The organism is Erwinia sp. 198, assembly GCF_003937915.1.
Taxonomy (GTDB): Bacteria; Pseudomonadota; Gammaproteobacteria; order Enterobacterales; family Enterobacteriaceae; genus Erwinia; species Erwinia aeris.
On sequence record NZ_RHUM01000010.1, the window covers coordinates 94,417 to 110,612 of the forward strand.

Annotated in this window: 17 protein-coding genes; 4 read left to right on the top strand and 13 right to left on the bottom strand. The window is 53.4% G+C overall.

Translation table 11 applies throughout. The features are described 5' to 3' along the window. Window positions 1–20 precede the first annotated feature (20 nt). Window positions 21–563: a hypothetical protein gene (locus EGK14_RS15050; RefSeq protein WP_233598507.1), complete on the top strand. Its 543-nt coding sequence runs from the start codon at window positions 21–23 to the stop codon at window positions 561–563. A gap of 31 nt (window positions 564–594) precedes the next feature. Then, window positions 595–1,023, top strand: coding sequence for a hypothetical protein (locus EGK14_RS15055; protein WP_125289911.1), 429 nt, complete (start codon window positions 595–597; stop codon window positions 1,021–1,023). A gap of 345 nt (window positions 1,024–1,368) precedes the next feature. Here EGK14_RS15055 and gntU read toward each other — a convergent pair whose 3' ends face one another. The 4 genes from gntU to EGK14_RS15080 all read right to left on the bottom strand — a co-directional run bounded on the left by gntU (window position 1,369) and on the right by EGK14_RS15080 (window position 5,271). Next, window positions 1,369–2,709: a gluconate transporter gene (gene gntU / locus EGK14_RS15065; RefSeq protein ID WP_125289912.1), complete on the bottom strand. Its 1,341-nt coding sequence runs from the start codon at window positions 2,707–2,709 to the stop codon at window positions 1,369–1,371. A 6-nt stretch (window positions 2,710–2,715) separates the two neighbouring features. Beyond that, window positions 2,716–3,249 carry a gluconokinase gene (gene gntK / locus EGK14_RS15070; protein ID WP_125289913.1) on the bottom strand — a complete coding sequence of 178 codons (534 nt, stop codon included), beginning with the start codon at window positions 3,247–3,249 and terminating at the stop codon, window positions 2,716–2,718. A gap of 237 nt (window positions 3,250–3,486) precedes the next feature. Next, window positions 3,487–4,482, bottom strand: coding sequence for a gluconate operon transcriptional repressor GntR (gene gntR, locus EGK14_RS15075; protein WP_125289914.1), 996 nt, complete (start codon window positions 4,480–4,482; stop codon window positions 3,487–3,489). Between the two features lie 93 nt (window positions 4,483–4,575). Continuing rightward, the gene (locus tag EGK14_RS15080) at window positions 4,576–5,271 is read right to left on the bottom strand and encodes a pirin family protein (RefSeq protein ID WP_125289915.1); all 696 of its coding nucleotides are present in this window, start codon (window positions 5,269–5,271) and stop codon (window positions 4,576–4,578) included. Window positions 5,272–5,658: 387 nt separating this feature from the next. Between EGK14_RS15080 and EGK14_RS15085 the strand changes: the two genes are divergently transcribed. Next, window positions 5,659–6,156 carry a GNAT family N-acetyltransferase gene (locus tag EGK14_RS15085; RefSeq protein ID WP_125289916.1) on the top strand — a complete coding sequence of 166 codons (498 nt, stop codon included), beginning with the start codon at window positions 5,659–5,661 and terminating at the stop codon, window positions 6,154–6,156. A 33-nt stretch (window positions 6,157–6,189) separates the two neighbouring features. On the opposite strand, the gene ggt is transcribed toward EGK14_RS15085, so the two are convergent. After that, window positions 6,190–7,932 carry a gamma-glutamyltransferase gene (ggt, locus tag EGK14_RS15090; RefSeq protein ID WP_125289917.1) on the bottom strand — a complete coding sequence of 581 codons (1,743 nt, stop codon included), beginning with the start codon at window positions 7,930–7,932 and terminating at the stop codon, window positions 6,190–6,192. Window positions 7,933–8,087: 155 nt separating this feature from the next. Here ggt and EGK14_RS15095 point away from each other — a divergent pair, with 155 nt between their 5' ends. Next, window positions 8,088–8,378, top strand: coding sequence for a DUF2756 domain-containing protein (locus EGK14_RS15095; RefSeq protein WP_125289918.1), 291 nt, complete (start codon window positions 8,088–8,090; stop codon window positions 8,376–8,378). A 156-nt stretch (window positions 8,379–8,534) separates the two neighbouring features. Here the strand turns inward: EGK14_RS15095 and ugpQ are convergent, their stop codons facing one another. From ugpQ to EGK14_RS15140, 8 genes are all read right to left on the bottom strand, one after another. Then, on the bottom strand, window positions 8,535–9,278 hold the full coding sequence (ugpQ, locus tag EGK14_RS15100) for a glycerophosphodiester phosphodiesterase (protein ID WP_125289919.1): 744 nt from the start codon (window positions 9,276–9,278) through the stop codon (window positions 8,535–8,537). After that, window positions 9,275–10,342: a sn-glycerol-3-phosphate import ATP-binding protein UgpC gene (locus EGK14_RS15105; RefSeq protein WP_125289920.1), complete on the bottom strand. Its 1,068-nt coding sequence runs from the start codon at window positions 10,340–10,342 to the stop codon at window positions 9,275–9,277. The genes ugpQ and EGK14_RS15105 overlap by 4 nt, the downstream gene beginning before the upstream one ends. Window position 10,343: 1 nt before the next feature. Continuing rightward, complete coding sequence (ugpE, locus tag EGK14_RS15110; RefSeq protein ID WP_125289921.1) at window positions 10,344–11,192, bottom strand: sn-glycerol-3-phosphate ABC transporter permease UgpE; 849 nt, start codon at window positions 11,190–11,192, stop codon at window positions 10,344–10,346. Then, complete coding sequence (gene ugpA / locus EGK14_RS15115) at window positions 11,189–12,076, bottom strand: sn-glycerol-3-phosphate ABC transporter permease UgpA (RefSeq protein ID WP_125289922.1); 888 nt, start codon at window positions 12,074–12,076, stop codon at window positions 11,189–11,191. The genes ugpE and ugpA overlap by 4 nt, the downstream gene beginning before the upstream one ends. A gap of 78 nt (window positions 12,077–12,154) precedes the next feature. Continuing rightward, a complete protein-coding gene (gene ugpB, locus EGK14_RS15120) occupies window positions 12,155–13,471 on the bottom strand; it encodes a sn-glycerol-3-phosphate ABC transporter substrate-binding protein UgpB (protein WP_125289923.1) in 1,317 nt (438 codons plus the stop codon). A 718-nt stretch (window positions 13,472–14,189) separates the two neighbouring features. Beyond that, the gene (locus EGK14_RS15130) at window positions 14,190–14,642 is read right to left on the bottom strand and encodes a hypothetical protein (protein ID WP_233598508.1); all 453 of its coding nucleotides are present in this window, start codon (window positions 14,640–14,642) and stop codon (window positions 14,190–14,192) included. A gap of 519 nt (window positions 14,643–15,161) precedes the next feature. Then, complete coding sequence (locus EGK14_RS15135; protein WP_125289925.1) at window positions 15,162–15,590, bottom strand: DUF1311 domain-containing protein; 429 nt, start codon at window positions 15,588–15,590, stop codon at window positions 15,162–15,164. Then, window positions 15,580–16,196 (bottom strand): hypothetical protein (locus EGK14_RS15140; RefSeq protein ID WP_233598509.1); only part of this gene is annotated, 617 nt, incomplete at its 5' end. The genes EGK14_RS15140 and EGK14_RS15135, both read right to left, overlap by 11 nt.

The window sequence follows — 16,196 nt, forward strand, 5'->3', positions numbered from 1 at the left end:
TTGACCAACAAGGAGAGCATATGAAAACTAAGGTGACGAATTACAAAGGAACGGGTCTTTATATAATAACTGAACGGTTGTACAGCAGAGGCGGCCCTGACTGGCACGGGCTCGGTGCTTCAATAGTACAGGTTCATAAAATGGTTTATCAGTTATACCAAAGACAAGATATCTATTTGGAAGGGCAAAAAATCACACCTGACACGGTCACCTTATGGCAACGTCTGAAAATTTTGTCTGGCGCGTATCTTGTGCGACGCAGCACTGCCAATCAGGAAACCTGTTTTTCCCTTTATTATGCAGGCTCGCGTTTTATGGCTACGCCAGTTTCAGGTGTCAGCTCAAAAAAACCTGCTTTTCTGACCAGAGAATATAAATTGCCTGGTGGTGATGTTATGGCGCTGGGGCGCGACCCTTTGTCTGATGTTAATATATATGGCCGTCAGGAAGCTCGCTTTATTATGCCAAACAGCGGCAAAGATCACCCTGTCGCCGCTGCTAAACATGATAAAAAACCAGACAGCTTGTGTTGGTCGAACCCGTTCGGGAGCTGCCACGGTTAATGCAGCTTTTACGGATGAAGAGAAAACTACGATGAAAAATAAGATGGTAAAAGTCGCTTTCTGTCTCTTGTATTTGTTCGCTGGCTACCACTCCTGGAGTAAGGTAATGCAATATTACCTTAGCGACAGGCAAGGCATCGTTGGTGATATGCATAGCTATTTTATTGCTCCCTTAATCGCTGCTTTTTTTTGGCTGTTGATTTACCTTTTCTCCACTTATTTTTTCAGAAGGTTTTCTCTGGCAAGTTTTGCTAAATATTTATTTTTCAATATTATCTTCCTTGCAGCAAACTATCTTATATTAACAGGAGTTGCTAAAATTTCATCATATTATTACAACACTGCCTTGAACCAGGTCCAGCTTGTACACGTAAATAATCAATTCCTCTTTTTGGTTTATATTATCCCCGCCATCCTTACACTATTAATTTTCGCTGGCGTCAGGAAAAAATGGCAATGAGAAAATGGCTACGGATAATTAAAGAATGCCTGCTAAAAATCTTTGATTATGAAGGGCGGGAAACGAGAAAAGATTATTTAGTCTTCCTTTTTTTCAGCTGCTTTGGTTCTGCATCTATCTGCAAAATTTCACCGGGTCAGACAACGAGATTAGCATTATTGCATTACTGCTTTTTATCCTGCCAACTTTCTCCTGTGGCATCCGCAGAGCCAACGACGCCGGCTATTCTCGTGGAGTAGTTGCCTTATTAATTATTGCTCCCTACCTGCTGTTCCCTTTCCTGATTTTTCCTCCTTCAGCAAAAGAAAAAGGCGAGCGGCGCTAAGCCGCCCGCCGCTCAATACATTAAGAAAGCAGCGCAAAGGCGATCATACCCACAATAGCGCCGGTAGTGCCGAGGATGGTTTCCATCATCGTCCAGGTCTTCAGCGTCTGGCCTTCGGTTGCGCCGGTGAACCGGCCGAACAGCCAGAAGCCCGCGTCATTAACGTGGCTGAAGATGATCGAACCGCCCGCGATACAGATGGATAATGCCGCCATCTGCGCGCCGGAATAATGCAGCGGTTCAATCACCGGCATAATCAGTCCTACCGCCGTCAGGCAGGCGACCGTTGCGGAGCCCTGAATGATGCGCACCGCGCCTGCCAGGATAAAGCAGGCCAGCGCCACCGGTAAGCCTGCGCCGGTCAGCGCATGGCCCAACGCCGGGCCGACGCCGGAATCCACCAGCACCTGCTTAAAGACGCCGCCCGCGCCAATCACCAGCAGGATGATACCCGCAGGCTGCAGCGCGCTGCCGCAAATCTGCATCACCCGCTCTTTATCCATCCCCTGACGATACGCCAGGCCATAAATAGCCAGCAAACAGGCGAGCAGAATGGCGATAAACGGATGGCCGATAAATTCCAGCCACTCATAGAGCGAAGTGCCTTCGGTCGCAAAGCGCGCGCCGATGGTTTTCAGCCCGACCAGCACCAGCGGAAACAGGATCAGCGACAGGCTGAAGCCGAACGAGGGCAGCTTGCTCTCATCAAACTCAGGATGGTTGTCCTCTGTCGGCAGCGTAAATTCCACGTGTCGGCTGATAAAGTTGCCGAACAGCGGGCCGGCGATCAGCATGCTGGGGATCGCCGCGCAGACGCCGAGCAGGATCATCCAGCCGAAATCGACGTGCATTTGCGAGGCCAGCAGCATCGGCGCCGGGCCGGGCAGCAAAAACGCGGCGGCGGCGGCCACGCCAGCAAACAGCGGGATAACCAGCTTGACCAGGTTGTCGCCGGTACGGCGCGCCACGGCGAAAGCGATGCTGATCAGCAGCACCACCGCCACCTCAAAGAACAGCGGCAGCGCGCAGATCAGCCCGGCGATGCCCATCGCGTAGTGCGCGCGGCTTTCTCCAAACGTTTTCAGCATCTTGATCGCTATCTGATCGACCGCGCCGGTTTCGTGCAGAATTTTACCGAACATCGCACCCAGCGCGACGACCACGGCCAGGAAGCCCAGCGTGCCGCCCATGCCTTTCTGCATGGTGGCGGCAATATCGTCCAGCGGCATCCCGGAGAAGATCCCGGCACCGACAGAAACCAGCATCAGCGCCAGAAAGGCGTGCATCCGCGCTTTCATCACGAGGAACAGCAGCAGCAGGACAGAGCCTGCCGCGGTTAATACCAGTGTTGCAGTTGCCATGACACCCTACTTATTTATCGCACCTTCGATGGTGGCGATAGTGGTAGCCACAACTTCATCCAGCGTCTGGTTGATATCCACGACCAGCACGTCGCGCTCGTCGCTGCCCGGCTCCTCCAGCGTTTCAAACTGCGTGACCAGCATCTGTGGCTTGAAGAAGTGCCCTTTACGCGCGCGCAGCCGGCCCTCGATGGTATCGAAATCGCCCTTCATATAGATGAACGACAGGTTGTCATTGCCCTCGCGCAGAATTTCGCGGTAGCTCTTTTTCAGCGAGGAACAAACGATCAGCGAAACCTGATTGGTACGCTGCATAGCAAACGCGGCATCGTTAATCGCCTTCAGCCAGGGACGGCGGTCGTCGTCGTTCAGGGGATGACCGTCCGCCATCTTTTGAATATTGCTGCGAGGATGCAGAAAATCGCCATCCAGGAAGGCCGCTTTCAGATGATAAGCGACGGCATTGGCAACGGCCGATTTGCCGCTGCCGGATACGCCCATCAGCACAAACACATGATTGGACGGAAAAGAGTTGTTCATTGTTTTACTCCGGCGAAGATGTCAGGGACCAGCCCGTTATTGTTAGCGTTATGTTGTTATCGGTAACATTGTCTGGACGCCCGTGAAGTATGGCAACAGCCAGAGCGGAAAAAGCTGGTAAATGTGAGTTGGTTCAAAAAAATGACAGATTAGGAGTGGCTGTGGCACAAAGGGACAAAGAGCCGGGCGAATCGGCTCTGGGGGACAAACAGCGCCGACCGGCCCGACGCTACAGGATCAAATACTGCCGCCTTCGGAAATCGTAAAGCCGACGTCGATCTGCTGCGATCCGGTTTGCTCGCCGCGAATGCGCGCCAGCAGGAGCGAGGCGGAAACCTGTCCCATTTTTTCACGCGGCGTCAGCACGGTGGCCAGCTCTGGCGTAACCACCTGGGTAATGTCGTGGCCATGAAAGCCCGCGATAGCAATATCCTGCGGCACGCGCAGCCCCTGCCGCTGGCATTCAAACATGGCGCCTATCGCTAAATCATCATTGGTGCAAAACAGACTGTCCGTATCAGGATAGCGCTGCTGCGCCGCCAGCATCAGCGTTCCACCCATCGAAAAAGAAGAGGCTTCTTCCATCATGATGCTGCGTGGTTCCAGGTTCGCTTCGCGCATCGCCTGTTCATAACCCTGATGCTTCAGCAAAGTACGTTCGTCCAGCCTCGCCCCCAGATAAACCGTGCGGCGATGCCCCTTGCGCAGGATAGCGTGCGTCATCTGCCGCGCCGCCTCGACGTTATCAAACCCTACCGCCAAATCCAGGCAAGGCGAAACGCTGTCCATCATCTCCAGCACCGGGATCCCTGCGGTTTCGATCATACGCAGGCTGGCTGGCGTGTGGGTGCGTTCGGTCAGGATTAGCCCGTCGATATTCCAGCCCAGCAGCGAGCGCACCTGTAGCTCTTCTTTTTCGGCACTGTAGCCGAAATGGCCCAGCATGGTCTGATAACCTGCCGCGTCGGTTACGGCTTCGATGCCGCGCAGCACGTCAGCGAAAACCTGGTTAGTAAGAGAAGGCAACAGCACGCCGATCGCCCGGCTGGTGGCGTTAGATAAAATATCGGGCGCGCGGTTAGGGATATAGCCCAGCTCATCAAGCGCGGCGGCAATACGGCTTTGCAAGGCAACGGAAACCTGATCGGGATTGCGCAGATAGCGGCTGACGGTCATCTTGGTGATGCCCACACGATCGGCAACGTCCTGTAGCACCGGTCTTTTCTTCTTCATTATTTTCAGGGGTCAGAGGGTGGATCGCTTGAGTGTAACAAAATTGGCGGGAAAACGGTGAAGGGCGCGGCAGGCCGCGCCCAAAGTGTGATCTTAAACCGGCGGCAGATCGAACAGCAGGATTTCGGCGTCGCTGGCGGCTTCAAGGCTCAGCGAAGCTTCATCCCAGATAGCGAAGGCATCGCTGGTACCCGCTTTTTCGCCGTTAACCGTGACGTCGCCTTTTACCACCTGGATCCAGATACGGCGGTTCGGCTCAACCTGCACGGTATCCTGCTCGCCCTGCTGCAGCGCCCAGCGGGAAAGCGTCATATCCTGGTAAACTTTCAGCGAGCCTTCACGCGCGTCCGGCGACAGCACCAGCTGGCGCCCCTTAACATCCGCGAAACGACGCTGATCGTAACGTGGCGTGATGCCCGTTCTTTCCGGAATAATCCAGATCTGATACAGATGCAGCGGCACGTCTTTGCTGGCGTTGTACTCAGAGTGACGCACGCCGGTACCGGCGCTCATAATCTGGAACTCGCCCGCCGGGATCTGCTCCTTATTGCCCATGCTGTCTTCATGCTCGACGGTGCCGGAAAGCACGTAAGTCAGGATCTCCATATCTTTATGGGGATGGGTGCCGAAGCCCTGGCCGCCGTCGATAACATCTTCGTTAATCACTCGCAGCGCCGAAAAGCCCATAAAGTTAGCGTCATAGTAGTTAGCGAAAGAGAACGTGTGCCAGCTGTCCAGCCAGCCGTGGTTAGCGTGACCGCGCTCTTGTGCCTTGCGTAAGTAAATCATATTCAATCCTCCTCAACGTTTTCACATAGTCTGGACCTGTGTTGACCGCGAAGATAGCGGAGAAAATTGTCTCCTCTGTTCAAATTATTCGATGCAATCAACAGGCGTCCTTCAGATCGTTTGCGCAGGCAAATAAGAAGGGAGAGAGCGGAGGTTGCCGGCGGGCAGGCAAAAAAAAAGCCAGCACCCGAGCTGGCTAAATAATATTGGAAGCAATGTGAGCAATGTCGTGCCTTCCCGACCGGTCCGTGAAGCCCAAATCGAAAACGCATGACAATAATAATCATTATCATTCGCACTTGTAAAGGCTTCGCTCCATTTTTTTCGCTTGCTTTTGCGCCAGAATCCCCTGATTTTAAGCAGGAAATAACCAAAAGGAGCCAGAGGATGAGTGAGATAGTGATAAGACACGCCGTCGTTGAAGACGCCGCCGCGCTGTATCGTATTGTCAGCCAGCCGGAAACCTATACCGACACGCTGCAGCTTCCTCACCCCTCGCTTCAGCTTGTTCAGGAACGTCTACAGAAACTTCAGCCCGGCATGCAGCGGCTGGTCGCCTGCGTTGACGAACAGGTTGTCGGCGACCTATATCTGGAGGTCAACGGCCGCGCGCGTCGGCGGCATACCGCGACTTTCGGACTCTGCGTCGATTATCACTACCGTGGTCGCGGCGTGGCATCCGCATTGATGCAGGAGATGGTCAGCCTGTGCGATAGCTGGCTGAGCGTCGAGCGCATTGAGTTAACGGTATTCGCCGACAACGACACGGCGATAAGGTTGTATCAGCGGTTTGGTTTTGAAACGGAAGGCGTGGCGCGACGCTATGCCGTACGCAACGGCAAGCAGGTGGATGCGCTCTATATGGCGCGTTTGCGCGCCGCTTAAAAAACAGGGGCGATAAAATATCGCCCCTTCGCGTTAATACCCCGCCGTCAGATCGTCAACAGAGCGAGGATCGGAAGCGCCATACAAGGTGCCGTCCGGGCCGATCATAATGCTCTGCGTGCTGCCCATCGCAGGCAGTACCTTAACATGCTGCCCTTTCGCCTCCAGCAGCCTCAGCGTATCCGGGCTGAAGCCTTTTTCCACGCGCAGTTGATCCGGCAGCCACTGATGATGAAAGCGCGGCGCGTTGGTCGCCTCCGCCACGTTCATACCGAAATCGATGCTGTTCACGACCATTTGCAGCACGGTCGTAATAATGCGGCTGCCGCCCGGACTGCCCGTCACCAGCCAGGTTTTGCCGTCTTTGGCGACGATGGTCGGCGACATGGAAGAGAGCGGCCTTTTGTAAGGCTGCACCGCATTCGCTTCGCCGCCGACCAGACCATAAATATTCGGCGTGCCCGGCTTGGCGGAAAAATCGTCCATTTCATTGTTGAGCAGAATGCCGCTTTTGCCCGCCACGATCCCACTGCCAAAATAGGTGTTCAGCGTATAGGTCACCGCGACCGCATTGCCCTGCTTGTCCACCACGGAGAAATGCGTGGTCTGATTGCTCTCATAAGGCGCCAGCTTGCCGGGTTTAATTTCTGTCGAAGGCAGCGCTTTGTTCACGTCAATCTGCTGCGCCAGCGATTTCGCATAGGCTTTGCTGGTCAGCGCCTGCCACGGCACCTTCACAAAATCAGGATCGCCCAGATACTCAGAACGATCGGCATAGGCATGTTTTTCCGCTTCCGCCATCACCTGCATGGCGTCGGCGCTGCCAAAGCCCATTTTCGCCAGATCGAAGTTTTCCAGGATATTGAGGATTTCCACAATATGGATCCCGCCGGAAGAAGGCGGCGGCATAGAAAAGACTTCATAACAGCGATAGGTGCCGCTGATGGGCTTACGCTCGACCGCTTTGTAATTGGCCAGATCCGCTTTGCCGATCAGGCCGCCGTTCGCCGCCATTTCCGCGGCGATTTCCGAGGCAATCTCCCCTTTATAGAAGGCGTCCGGGCCCTGCGTCGCAATCAGCCGCAGGCTACGGGCAAGATTACGCTGTACCAGCTTCTCGCCACGCGCGTAAGGTTGGCCGTCTGCTTTATAAAAAACGGCTTTACTGTTGGGGTGCGTAACCAGCACTTCTTTGCCGTATACTTTCAAATCATCAGCCAGCGCCTCGTTAACCACGATGCCTTTTTCCGCCAGCCTGATGGCCGGTGCGATCAGCTGCGCCAGCGGTAACGTGCCGTATTCTTTGTTCGCCAGCGCGAAACCAGCCACGGTGCCCGGCACGCCGGAAGCCAGATGGGAGATCAGCGACTTTTTACCGTCGGCGTTGCCCTGGGCGTCTAAAAACATATCGCGACTGGCTTTAATTGGTGCCATTTCACGAAAATCGATGGCGGTAGCGTGACCGGAAGCGGTGCGGATTAGCATAAAACCGCCGCCGCCAAGGTTACCGGCCTGCGGATGCGTGACGGCCAGCGCATAGCCGACGGCGATGGCGGCATCTACCGCATTGCCGCCGCGTTTCAGCACGTCCACGCCTGCCTGGGTGGCGAGCGCATCTACCGAGGCGACCATACCGTGCTGCTCTTTTACCGGATGGAAAGTATCGGCGTCCACGCCGTACGAGACTGGCGGCGCGGTAGGCGCTGCCGTCGCGCCCTGCCAGAAAACCAGTCCTGCTATCAGCGATGCCGCCAGCGTCACTCTGCCCTGCCCCATATTCACCTCTTATTAGAATTATTTACGTTTGTTTACCGTCTCTAACTATGCACAAAACAAGCGAAAAGGCGAGAAAACCTTCAAATTCAGACTGGCGCTCAGGCCAGAACAGCGCGGCTGACATACAATGGATAGACAGCTTAGGGAGGTATTTAATGAAATGGTTAATCGTGTGTGCCGCGCTGCTGCCGTTAAGCGGCATGGCCAATATGCTAAATAACAATCAGCCTGGCCAGCCAGGCTATAACCCCAGCTCGCAGCGAATGCAGCAGCAGATGCAGACGCAGCAGGTTCAGCAACAGCGGAAACTGCAGCAGGATCAGCAGCAGCAAAGCCAGCAGCTACAGCGAAAGGTGCAGGATCAGCGCAACAGCGCTTCCCAGCGGGTATTGCAGACGCAGCCCGGCAGCTCCACCCAGCCGTCGGTGCAGCAGAACACAAATTAAGGTCAGGCCGGCAGCCGGATCGCCCCTGTTGGACGATCCGGCGCTATCAATCACAGCCGGGTAGCCCCCCCAGCCGTCAGTACAGCAGAACGCAAATTAAGGTCAGGCCAGCAGCCGACGCGCGTTGAGTAAGGCGGGCCGGCTGTATCAGCGTCTTCAGGTGAAATCGGCGCCTATCAGATCGATGCGGTCGGTACAGATGGCGTCAACGCCCCAGTCCAGCAGCTCTTTAGCCCTTTCGGGTTGATTAACTGTATAAACCAGAATCCGCAGCTCCGCCGTTTTGAGCGCCGCCACTCTCTCCCTGTCCAGCACTTTATGATTGAAATGTATCGAGACGCAATCCAGCTGCTGCGCCAGCTGCCGCCAGTCGTCATGCCATTCGTGCAGCAGCAACCCGCGCGGCAGCTCCGGCGCGGCCTGCATGGCGGCTTCCAGCGCTTCAAAAGAGAACGAGGAGAGCAGCGGCGCGGTCTGCCGATGCCACAGCTCGCGCGCAGCCAGCGCCACCACGCGTCCGGTTTCCGCCTCCAGACCGGTTGTGGGCTTGATTTCAATATTTGCCATCATGCCGTAAGAGGCGCAGCGCTGCGCCACCTGAGACAGCAGCGGCAGACGTTCGCCGGTGAAATCTTTGCCAAACCAGCCGCCCGCGTCCAGCTGGATCAGTTTTTCCCACGGCAGCTGTCCGGCGATGCCCCAGCCGTTGCTGGTTCTGTCGAGCGTGTCGTCATGCAGCAAAAAAATTTCGCCGTCCAGCGAGAGCTTGACGTCGAACTCAATCATCCTGTGCCCCAGCCGCGCGCCGGTATCAATACCGGCGAGAGTGTTTTCCGGGGCCAGCTTGCCGCCGCCGCGATGCGCGACGATGGTCGGGTAAGGCCAGGCTTTAGCAGTCATTCGAGCCGATGTCCGTTGTCAGTATCAAAGAGGTGTAGCGAATCAGCCGGCAGCTGTAGCCACAGCAGGCTGCCGATAGCCGGGCGCTCGATGTGCGGTAGCCGCACCACCATATTGTGGCCGCCCCAGCGCCCATGCGCCAGGTTGTCCGCGCCCAGCATTTCCAGCGTATCCACCGTCAGCGCCAGCCCGCTTTGCCGATCGGCCAGCTTAATATGCTCCGGGCGGATCCCCAACGTCAACCGACGTCCGGCCCACTGCGGCCTGGCCTGAGGTAGCGGCACGGCGCTGTCGGCCAGCAGCAGCCGCGTGCCGGTCGGATCGATCTCGCCTTCCAGCAGGTTCATCGCAGGCGCGCCAATAAAGCTGGCAACGAAGCGCGTGGCCGGACGCTCATAAATCTCTACCGGCGTGCCCAGCTGCTCCAGCACGCCTTTGTTCATCACCATCACCCGCTGCGCCAGCGTCATCGCCTCCACCTGATCGTGCGTCACGTACAGGCTGGTAGTCTGCAGGCGACGATGCAGCTGCTGTAGCTCCAGCCGCATCTGCACCCGCAGCCGCGCGTCCAGATTCGATAACGGCTCATCAAACAGGAAAACCGCCGGTTCGCGAACGATAGCGCGCCCCATCGCCACCCGCTGCCGCTGACCGCCGGAAAGCTCGCGCGGACGACGGTGCAGCAGCGCTTCCAGCTCCAGGCTTTTCGCCGTTTCCAGCACGCGCTGGCGGATATGCGCTTTGCCCATGCCGCGAATTTTCAGGCCCCATGCCATGTTTTCTTCCACGCTCATATGGGGATAAAGCGCATAGTTCTGGAAAACCATCGCGATGCCGCGATCTTTCGGCTCCCGCTCGGTGACGCGTTCGCTGTCGATATAGATATCGCCGCTGCTGACCCTTTCCAGCCCGGCGAGCATGCGTAACAGCGTCGATTTGCCGCAGCCGGAAGGGCCGACCATCACCATAAACTCACCGTCGCGAATATCGACGTCAAGCGGCTGAATAATCTGGTTTTTGCCGTCGTACGTTTTGGTAACGGCCTGAAATTTTACCCCTGCCATATTATTTCTCGCTCTCTACCAGCCCGCGAACGAAAGCGCGCTGCATCACTAAAACAATCACTACCGGCGGGATCATGGTCAGCAGCATTGCCGCCATTACCAGATTCCACTGCGTGGGCGTACCGTCGCCGGTGCCGATCATGCTGCGAATGCCCGCCACGGCGGTGCCCAAATCAACATCATTAATAATCAGCAGCGGCCAGAGATATTGGTTCCAGCCATAGATAAAGGTGATAACAAACAGCGCGGCCAGATTGGTTTTCGACAGCGGCAGCACAATGTCCCAAAAGAAGCGCATTGGCCCGGCGCCGTCGATGCGCGCCGCTTCGACCAGCTCGTCAGGCAGCGTCATAAAAAACTGACGAAACAGGAAGGTAGCGGTGGCGGAGGCCATCAGCGGCAGCGTCAGCCCGCTATAGCTATCCAGCATCTTCAGGTCTGCAATCACTTCTACCGTCGGGAAAATGCGCACCTCGACCGGCAGCATCAGCGTGATAAAAATCATCCAGAAAAACAGGCCGCGCAGCGGAAAGCGGAACCAGACCAGCGCAAAAGCAGAGAGGATGGAAACCGCAATCTTCCCTGTGGTTATCGCCAGCGCCATCAGCATGCTGTTAAACAGCATCCTGCCGAAAGGCGCGCTGTTCTGCCCCACGCCGTGCTGCCAGATAAAGCTCACGTTGTGCCACAGCGAATGGCCGGGGATCAGCGACATCGGTACCCGGAACACCTCGCTGTCGTTCAGCGTAGCGGCCACAAAAGCGACATAGAGCGGAAACAGCACGGTAAGCGCGCCCAGGCCCAGCATGATCTGACTGAAAAGGGCCAGCCCGCGTCGGTTTTCAATCATTGGTAGCGCACCTTTTTCTCAATAAAACGGAACTGGATCACCGTCAGCGCGATGACCAGTACCATCAGCACCACCGACTGTGCGGAAGAAGAGGAGAGATCCAGACCGGCAAAGCCTTCGCGATAGATTTTGTAGATAAGCGTGGTGGTGGACTGCACCGGCCCGCCGCCCGTGGCGGCGTCGATCACCGGGAAAGTGTCAAAGAAGGCGTAAACCAGATTGACCACCACCAGAAAGAAGCCCACCGGCGTAATCAGCGGCAGCGAGAGGTAAAAAAAACGACGTACCGGGCCTGCGCCGTCGATAGCCGCCGCTTCGATCAGCGATTTGGGAATGGACTGAAGCGCCGCAAAAAAGAACAGGAAGTTATAGCTCATTTGCTGCCAGACGGAAGCCAGCACGACCAGCGTCATCGCCTGGCCGCTGTTTTGCGCATGGTTCCAGCTATAGCCCAGCTGCGCCAGAAAATGCGTAATCAGGCCCTGCCCCGGACTGAACAGGAACATCCACAGCACTGCCGCCACCGCAGGCGCTACTGCATAAGGCAGCAGAAACAGCGTCTGGTAAAAGCGCTTCATGCGCAGGACATGATCGGTCAACGCGGCAAAAAACAGCGAAACGATCAGGCCGATGGCCGTAACCAGGCCGCTAAAAATCAGCGTGGTTTTAAAGGAATCGAGATAGTACTCATCGTCCAGCAGCCTGGTGAAATTTTCCATGCCGACAAACGTGCTGGAAAGACCAAAAGGATCGACGCGCTGCACCGAATACCATAAGGCTTCGCCAGCGGGCCACAGGAAAAAAATCAGCGTAATCAACAGCTGCGGCAGCATTAATAAATAAGGCAGCCAGCGTGAACGAAAAACAGGGCGTGAAGAGGACATATAAAGCTCGATAACGGTGCGGCGCGAGGGTTTTAGCGAGGCGCTGCCGTACGCTGTATAGCACGGCAGCGCTATAAATTATGGCTTAACGGTTTGCTCAAAGCGCCGGAGCAGAAGATTGCCACGCTTCACTGCGTTATCCAGCGCGGCCTGCGCCGTTTTTTTGCCGGTCCAGACGCCTTCCAGCTCCTCATCCACGATAGTGCGGATCTGCGGCATATTGCCCAGTCGCATCCCTTTAGTGAACGGCAGCGGCGGCTTGTTCAGCATCTGACGCGTAGCGATATCGGCGCCCGGATTTTTCTCGTAGAAGCCCTGCTGACGGGTCAGCTCGTAGGCCGCCGTGGTGATCGGCAGATAGCCGGTTTTCTGGTGCCATTCGGCGGCGATTTCTGGCTGCGCCAGGAACTGCATAAACGCCGCCACGCCTTTGTAGGTCGCGTCATCTTTGCCTTTCATTACCCACAGGCTGGCGCCGCCGATAATGGCGTTTTGCGGGGCGTTCGGCACCGTTTCATCGTACGGCATCATGCCGACACCATAGTTAAATTTGGCATAGTGACGGATATCGGCCAGCGAGCCGGAGGAGGCCGTGGTGATACCACAGTCGCCGTTATAGAATTTGGCGGTCGATTCATCTTTGCGGCCAAAATAGGTAAAGTCGCCTTTTTCATTCATCTCTGCGAGCTGCTGAATATGGCGTACCTGGGTCGGCTTATTAAATTCCAGCGCTGCATCGGTGCCGTCAAAGCCGTTGTTCTTTGTAGCGACCGGCAGGCCGTGCCAGGCGCTGAAGTTCTCGATCTGGATCCAGCCCTGCCAGCCGCTGGCATAGCCGCAGCTCATGCCTGCTTTACGCAGCGCTTCGGCATCTTTAGCCAGCGCCTGCCAGGTTTTCGGCGGCTGCTCCGGATCCAGACCCGCTTTTTTGAAAGCGTCCTTGTTGTAATAGAGCACCGGCGTAGAACTGTTGAAAGGCTGGGAGATCAGATGGCCGGTTTTGGCATCGCTGTAATAGCCCGCTACCGTCGGCACAAACTGCTTTTCATCGAAGGCAATACCCGCATTTTTAAAAACCTCGTACACCGGCACAATTGCCCGTGAAGCCATCATCGTGGCGGTGCCGACTTCATAAACCTGAAGAATGGCGGGCGCGCGGTCGGAACGCACGGCGGCGATCCCTGCGGCCAGGCTTTGCTCGTAGTTACCTTTATAGGTCGGCACGATTTTGTAATCAGGGTGCGATTGGTTAAAGCGCTGCGCCAGCGAATTGACCTCTACGCCCAGTTCGCCCTCCATCGAGTGCCAGAAAGGGATCTCGGTGACAGCCAGCGCCTGTGCGCTAAAGGCCAGCCCCAGTGCAATACATATGGTATGTCGGAAGAACAATGGCATGTCGGTTTCCTGTACCCGGTGTTGTTACGCGCAAAGCCGCGCCCTGTAACGCTTCGGCAGGTAAAATGACATGCAAAAATGACGGAAAGATAACAATGGTATGACAGCCGGATGACGGGCTGGTGACGGAGAGAAGACGGAGGTAGCGACGATAACGGCGATAACAGCGATAACAGCGATAACAGCGATAACAGCGATAACAGCGATAACAGCGATAACAGCGATAACAGCGATAACAGGTTATCGTTACAAATACAACTAAGCACAGCATGAAATTTTTCTGCGCGGTTTGATTGAGGAAGTATCAAATATTCATCTCGCCTTCCTCGCTAAAAATTTTGTTAAAACCCTCACGACCATTTTTTTATAAATGGTTAAAACCCATTTACTCAGTCCTGACTGATTGTTTAATCTTGTCTCTGGGCGATATATTTCATACTTATAGTTTCCTCGATAAAAATTATATCCTCTTAGATTACGCCCGAATCCTGTCGTAATAGTCTCCCCAAAGACGCTATACTTTTCCTTTTTACCCTTATCAACTATTTCAGCTTTAACTTTTTTGCAATCAGTCAAAACCTGGCAGTCACTATCGTTGATATATATATATTATAATCACCTCCGATAAATTTCACCTGTTCAAACTCAACCTGGGCGTTTACAGTGCAAGGAAAGGTATAAAACAGTGCCAACAGAATTATAAAAATCAACTTTATTTTCATTTTATATTTTCCAATAAATATTTTATCCTTTGCCGATTTTCATCATCTTTTTTCAGTCGGGAGTGCGTTTTTATCAGCCTGACAACATCATTCTTGTCATTATTTGAAAAAAACCTGACCATGCCAGTACGAAGCACGCCCTGGTACTTCATATCAATAAAGACATCTTTAATTCTTTGGTCTAAATCCAACCATGAGTTCGAGGCAGGCTTGCGGTACTTGTTGTAAAATCTTTTTGTATCAATGATATATTCATCACAGACTGCTTCAAACAGCTTCAGTTGCTGCGCTTCTGTTATCTCACCAATTTCATTTTTATGCTGTCTGACGAATTTTTCAGCCTCACAAAATTTAAGCCGGCTGCCTGTTGAAATCTTTTCTGCTTTTTCCGCCGCTATCCCGGCTTTTAGCAAATAACCACGGGATCCCGCCGTGGTTCTGCTGCCCATATCGAATCCGCGTCCAATCGTCACGCCCGACGCATCCCCCTGACAAGCTGAGGCATGGCCAGGCCAGGCCAGTGAATAACTCTGAATAATAACGACTTCCTCTGAAATTATTGCCTTCCGCGCGAAAAGTCAGTAGCCCTTCCTTTGGTTCCGACATAGCCTCTCCTTGTGCTTATTCGCCATTCAAATCTGAACAAAAATCATACACCTGCTTCGTGCATATCCGCAATAAATTTTCGATCAGTTCAGTATTAAGAGTCGTTAGTTATATTCGTCAACATTCCAGAAAAATGATTGATATCACTTGGGTGTTAAGGATTTTGACCAGATTTAATATAAGAAATTTGCGTTGATTTTTATCCATAACTTGCCTGCCTTTGTAGTTAATAAGAGAATAGAAAAGCAGGGTAGTACACAAATCTAATTACACCCTATAATAATTATCGACCAATCGTATTCGACAATTTTTTCGTGACGAACTTGACCGTTCACAAACATCACTGAAATAAAACCTGTGATTTATTGAAAGTCATATTTGTTATAAAAATTTATGCGTTGTTCATAAAATCGTACCATGCACTGACTATAAAGCGTATGCCATGCTGGCGAATCTATTATGACCTGATCGGCCCAGGCCTGACATTCACTTTGCATATATTTATCAAAATAGCCTTTAGCTTTTTTTGTTTTCTGAATAAACCCATTGTAATTCAAAAAATTATTTTTATTTTTTATTATTTCATTAATAAACGTTTGGTAAGTGCGATTGTAATCCGCATTACGTTTTAACTCCAGCGCCGTAAAACAGCCCGCTATAGCGCTAACAGGGCCTTCATTAAGGCAGAATGCCAGGGTACTCTCTTCTACTGTAGACGCCTGAGAAAATAGTGGCAGCGGCACAATACTCACCATGATAATAATCATCAACCTTATTTTTTTATAAAGCATTTTTTAACGCCTCCCTTCTTCTTATATATCTGTCCTTACCATATAAACTTCCAATCGATTCAATTAATTTTAAAGCACTGCCAATCTCGTTACGCTTAAAAGAGGATACATAACCAATTGTCATCGCCCCCTGATAGCGCATATCAATAAATACCTCTTTTAAAACCGGATGTAGCTCCCGCCAGGCTACCGCATTAGCGCCCTTATATTTATTATAAAAACGCTTAGCTTTATTGACATATTCAGGGTAAACAGCTTCAAACAGCATCAGCTGCTGTAATTCCGTTATCTCACCAATTTCATTTTTATGCTGTCTGACGAATTTTTCAGCCTCACAAAATTTAAGCCGGCTGCCTGTTGAAATCTTTTCTGCTTTTTCCGCCGCTATCCCGGCTTTTATCAAATAACTACGGGATTCCGCCGTGGTTCTGCTGCCCATATCGAATCCGCGTCCAATCGTCACGCCCGACGCATCCCCCTGACAAGCTGAGGCATGGCCAGGCCAGTGAATAACTCTGGAATAATAACGACTTCCTCTGAAATTATTGCCTTCCGCGCGAAAAGTCAGTAGCCCTTCCTTTGGTTCCGACATAGCCTCTCCTTGTG

Excerpts from the sequence above, each read along its gene's own strand:
- ugpA (WP_125289922.1), bottom strand. The coding sequence starts at position 12,076 with ATGTCCTCTTCACGCCCTGTTTTTCGTTCACGCTGGCTGCCTTATTTA.
- EGK14_RS15105 (WP_125289920.1), bottom strand. The coding sequence starts at position 10,342 with ATGGCAGGGGTAAAATTTCAGGCCGTTACCAAAACGTACGACGGCAAA.
- ugpE (WP_125289921.1), bottom strand. The coding sequence starts at position 11,192 with ATGATTGAAAACCGACGCGGGCTGGCCCTTTTCAGTCAGATCATGCTG.
- gntR (WP_125289914.1), bottom strand. The coding sequence starts at position 4,482 with ATGAAGAAGAAAAGACCGGTGCTACAGGACGTTGCCGATCGTGTGGGC.
- EGK14_RS15080 (WP_125289915.1), bottom strand. The coding sequence starts at position 5,271 with ATGATTTACTTACGCAAGGCACAAGAGCGCGGTCACGCTAACCACGGC.
- EGK14_RS15050 (WP_233598507.1), top strand. The coding sequence starts at position 21 with ATGAAAACTAAGGTGACGAATTACAAAGGAACGGGTCTTTATATAATA.
- EGK14_RS15085 (WP_125289916.1), top strand. The coding sequence starts at position 5,659 with ATGAGTGAGATAGTGATAAGACACGCCGTCGTTGAAGACGCCGCCGCG.
- ugpQ (WP_125289919.1), bottom strand. The coding sequence starts at position 9,278 with ATGACTGCTAAAGCCTGGCCTTACCCGACCATCGTCGCGCATCGCGGC.
- EGK14_RS15095 (WP_125289918.1), top strand. The coding sequence starts at position 8,088 with ATGAAATGGTTAATCGTGTGTGCCGCGCTGCTGCCGTTAAGCGGCATG.
- EGK14_RS15055 (WP_125289911.1), top strand. The coding sequence starts at position 595 with ATGAAAAATAAGATGGTAAAAGTCGCTTTCTGTCTCTTGTATTTGTTC.
- ggt (WP_125289917.1), bottom strand. The coding sequence starts at position 7,932 with ATGGGGCAGGGCAGAGTGACGCTGGCGGCATCGCTGATAGCAGGACTG.
- EGK14_RS15135 (WP_125289925.1), bottom strand. The coding sequence starts at position 15,590 with ATGCTTTATAAAAAAATAAGGTTGATGATTATTATCATGGTGAGTATT.
- EGK14_RS15130 (WP_233598508.1), bottom strand. The coding sequence starts at position 14,642 with ATGGGCAGCAGAACCACGGCGGGATCCCGTGGTTATTTGCTAAAAGCC.
- ugpB (WP_125289923.1), bottom strand. The coding sequence starts at position 13,471 with ATGCCATTGTTCTTCCGACATACCATATGTATTGCACTGGGGCTGGCC.
- gntU (WP_125289912.1), bottom strand. The coding sequence starts at position 2,709 with ATGGCAACTGCAACACTGGTATTAACCGCGGCAGGCTCTGTCCTGCTG.
- gntK (WP_125289913.1), bottom strand. The coding sequence starts at position 3,249 with ATGAACAACTCTTTTCCGTCCAATCATGTGTTTGTGCTGATGGGCGTA.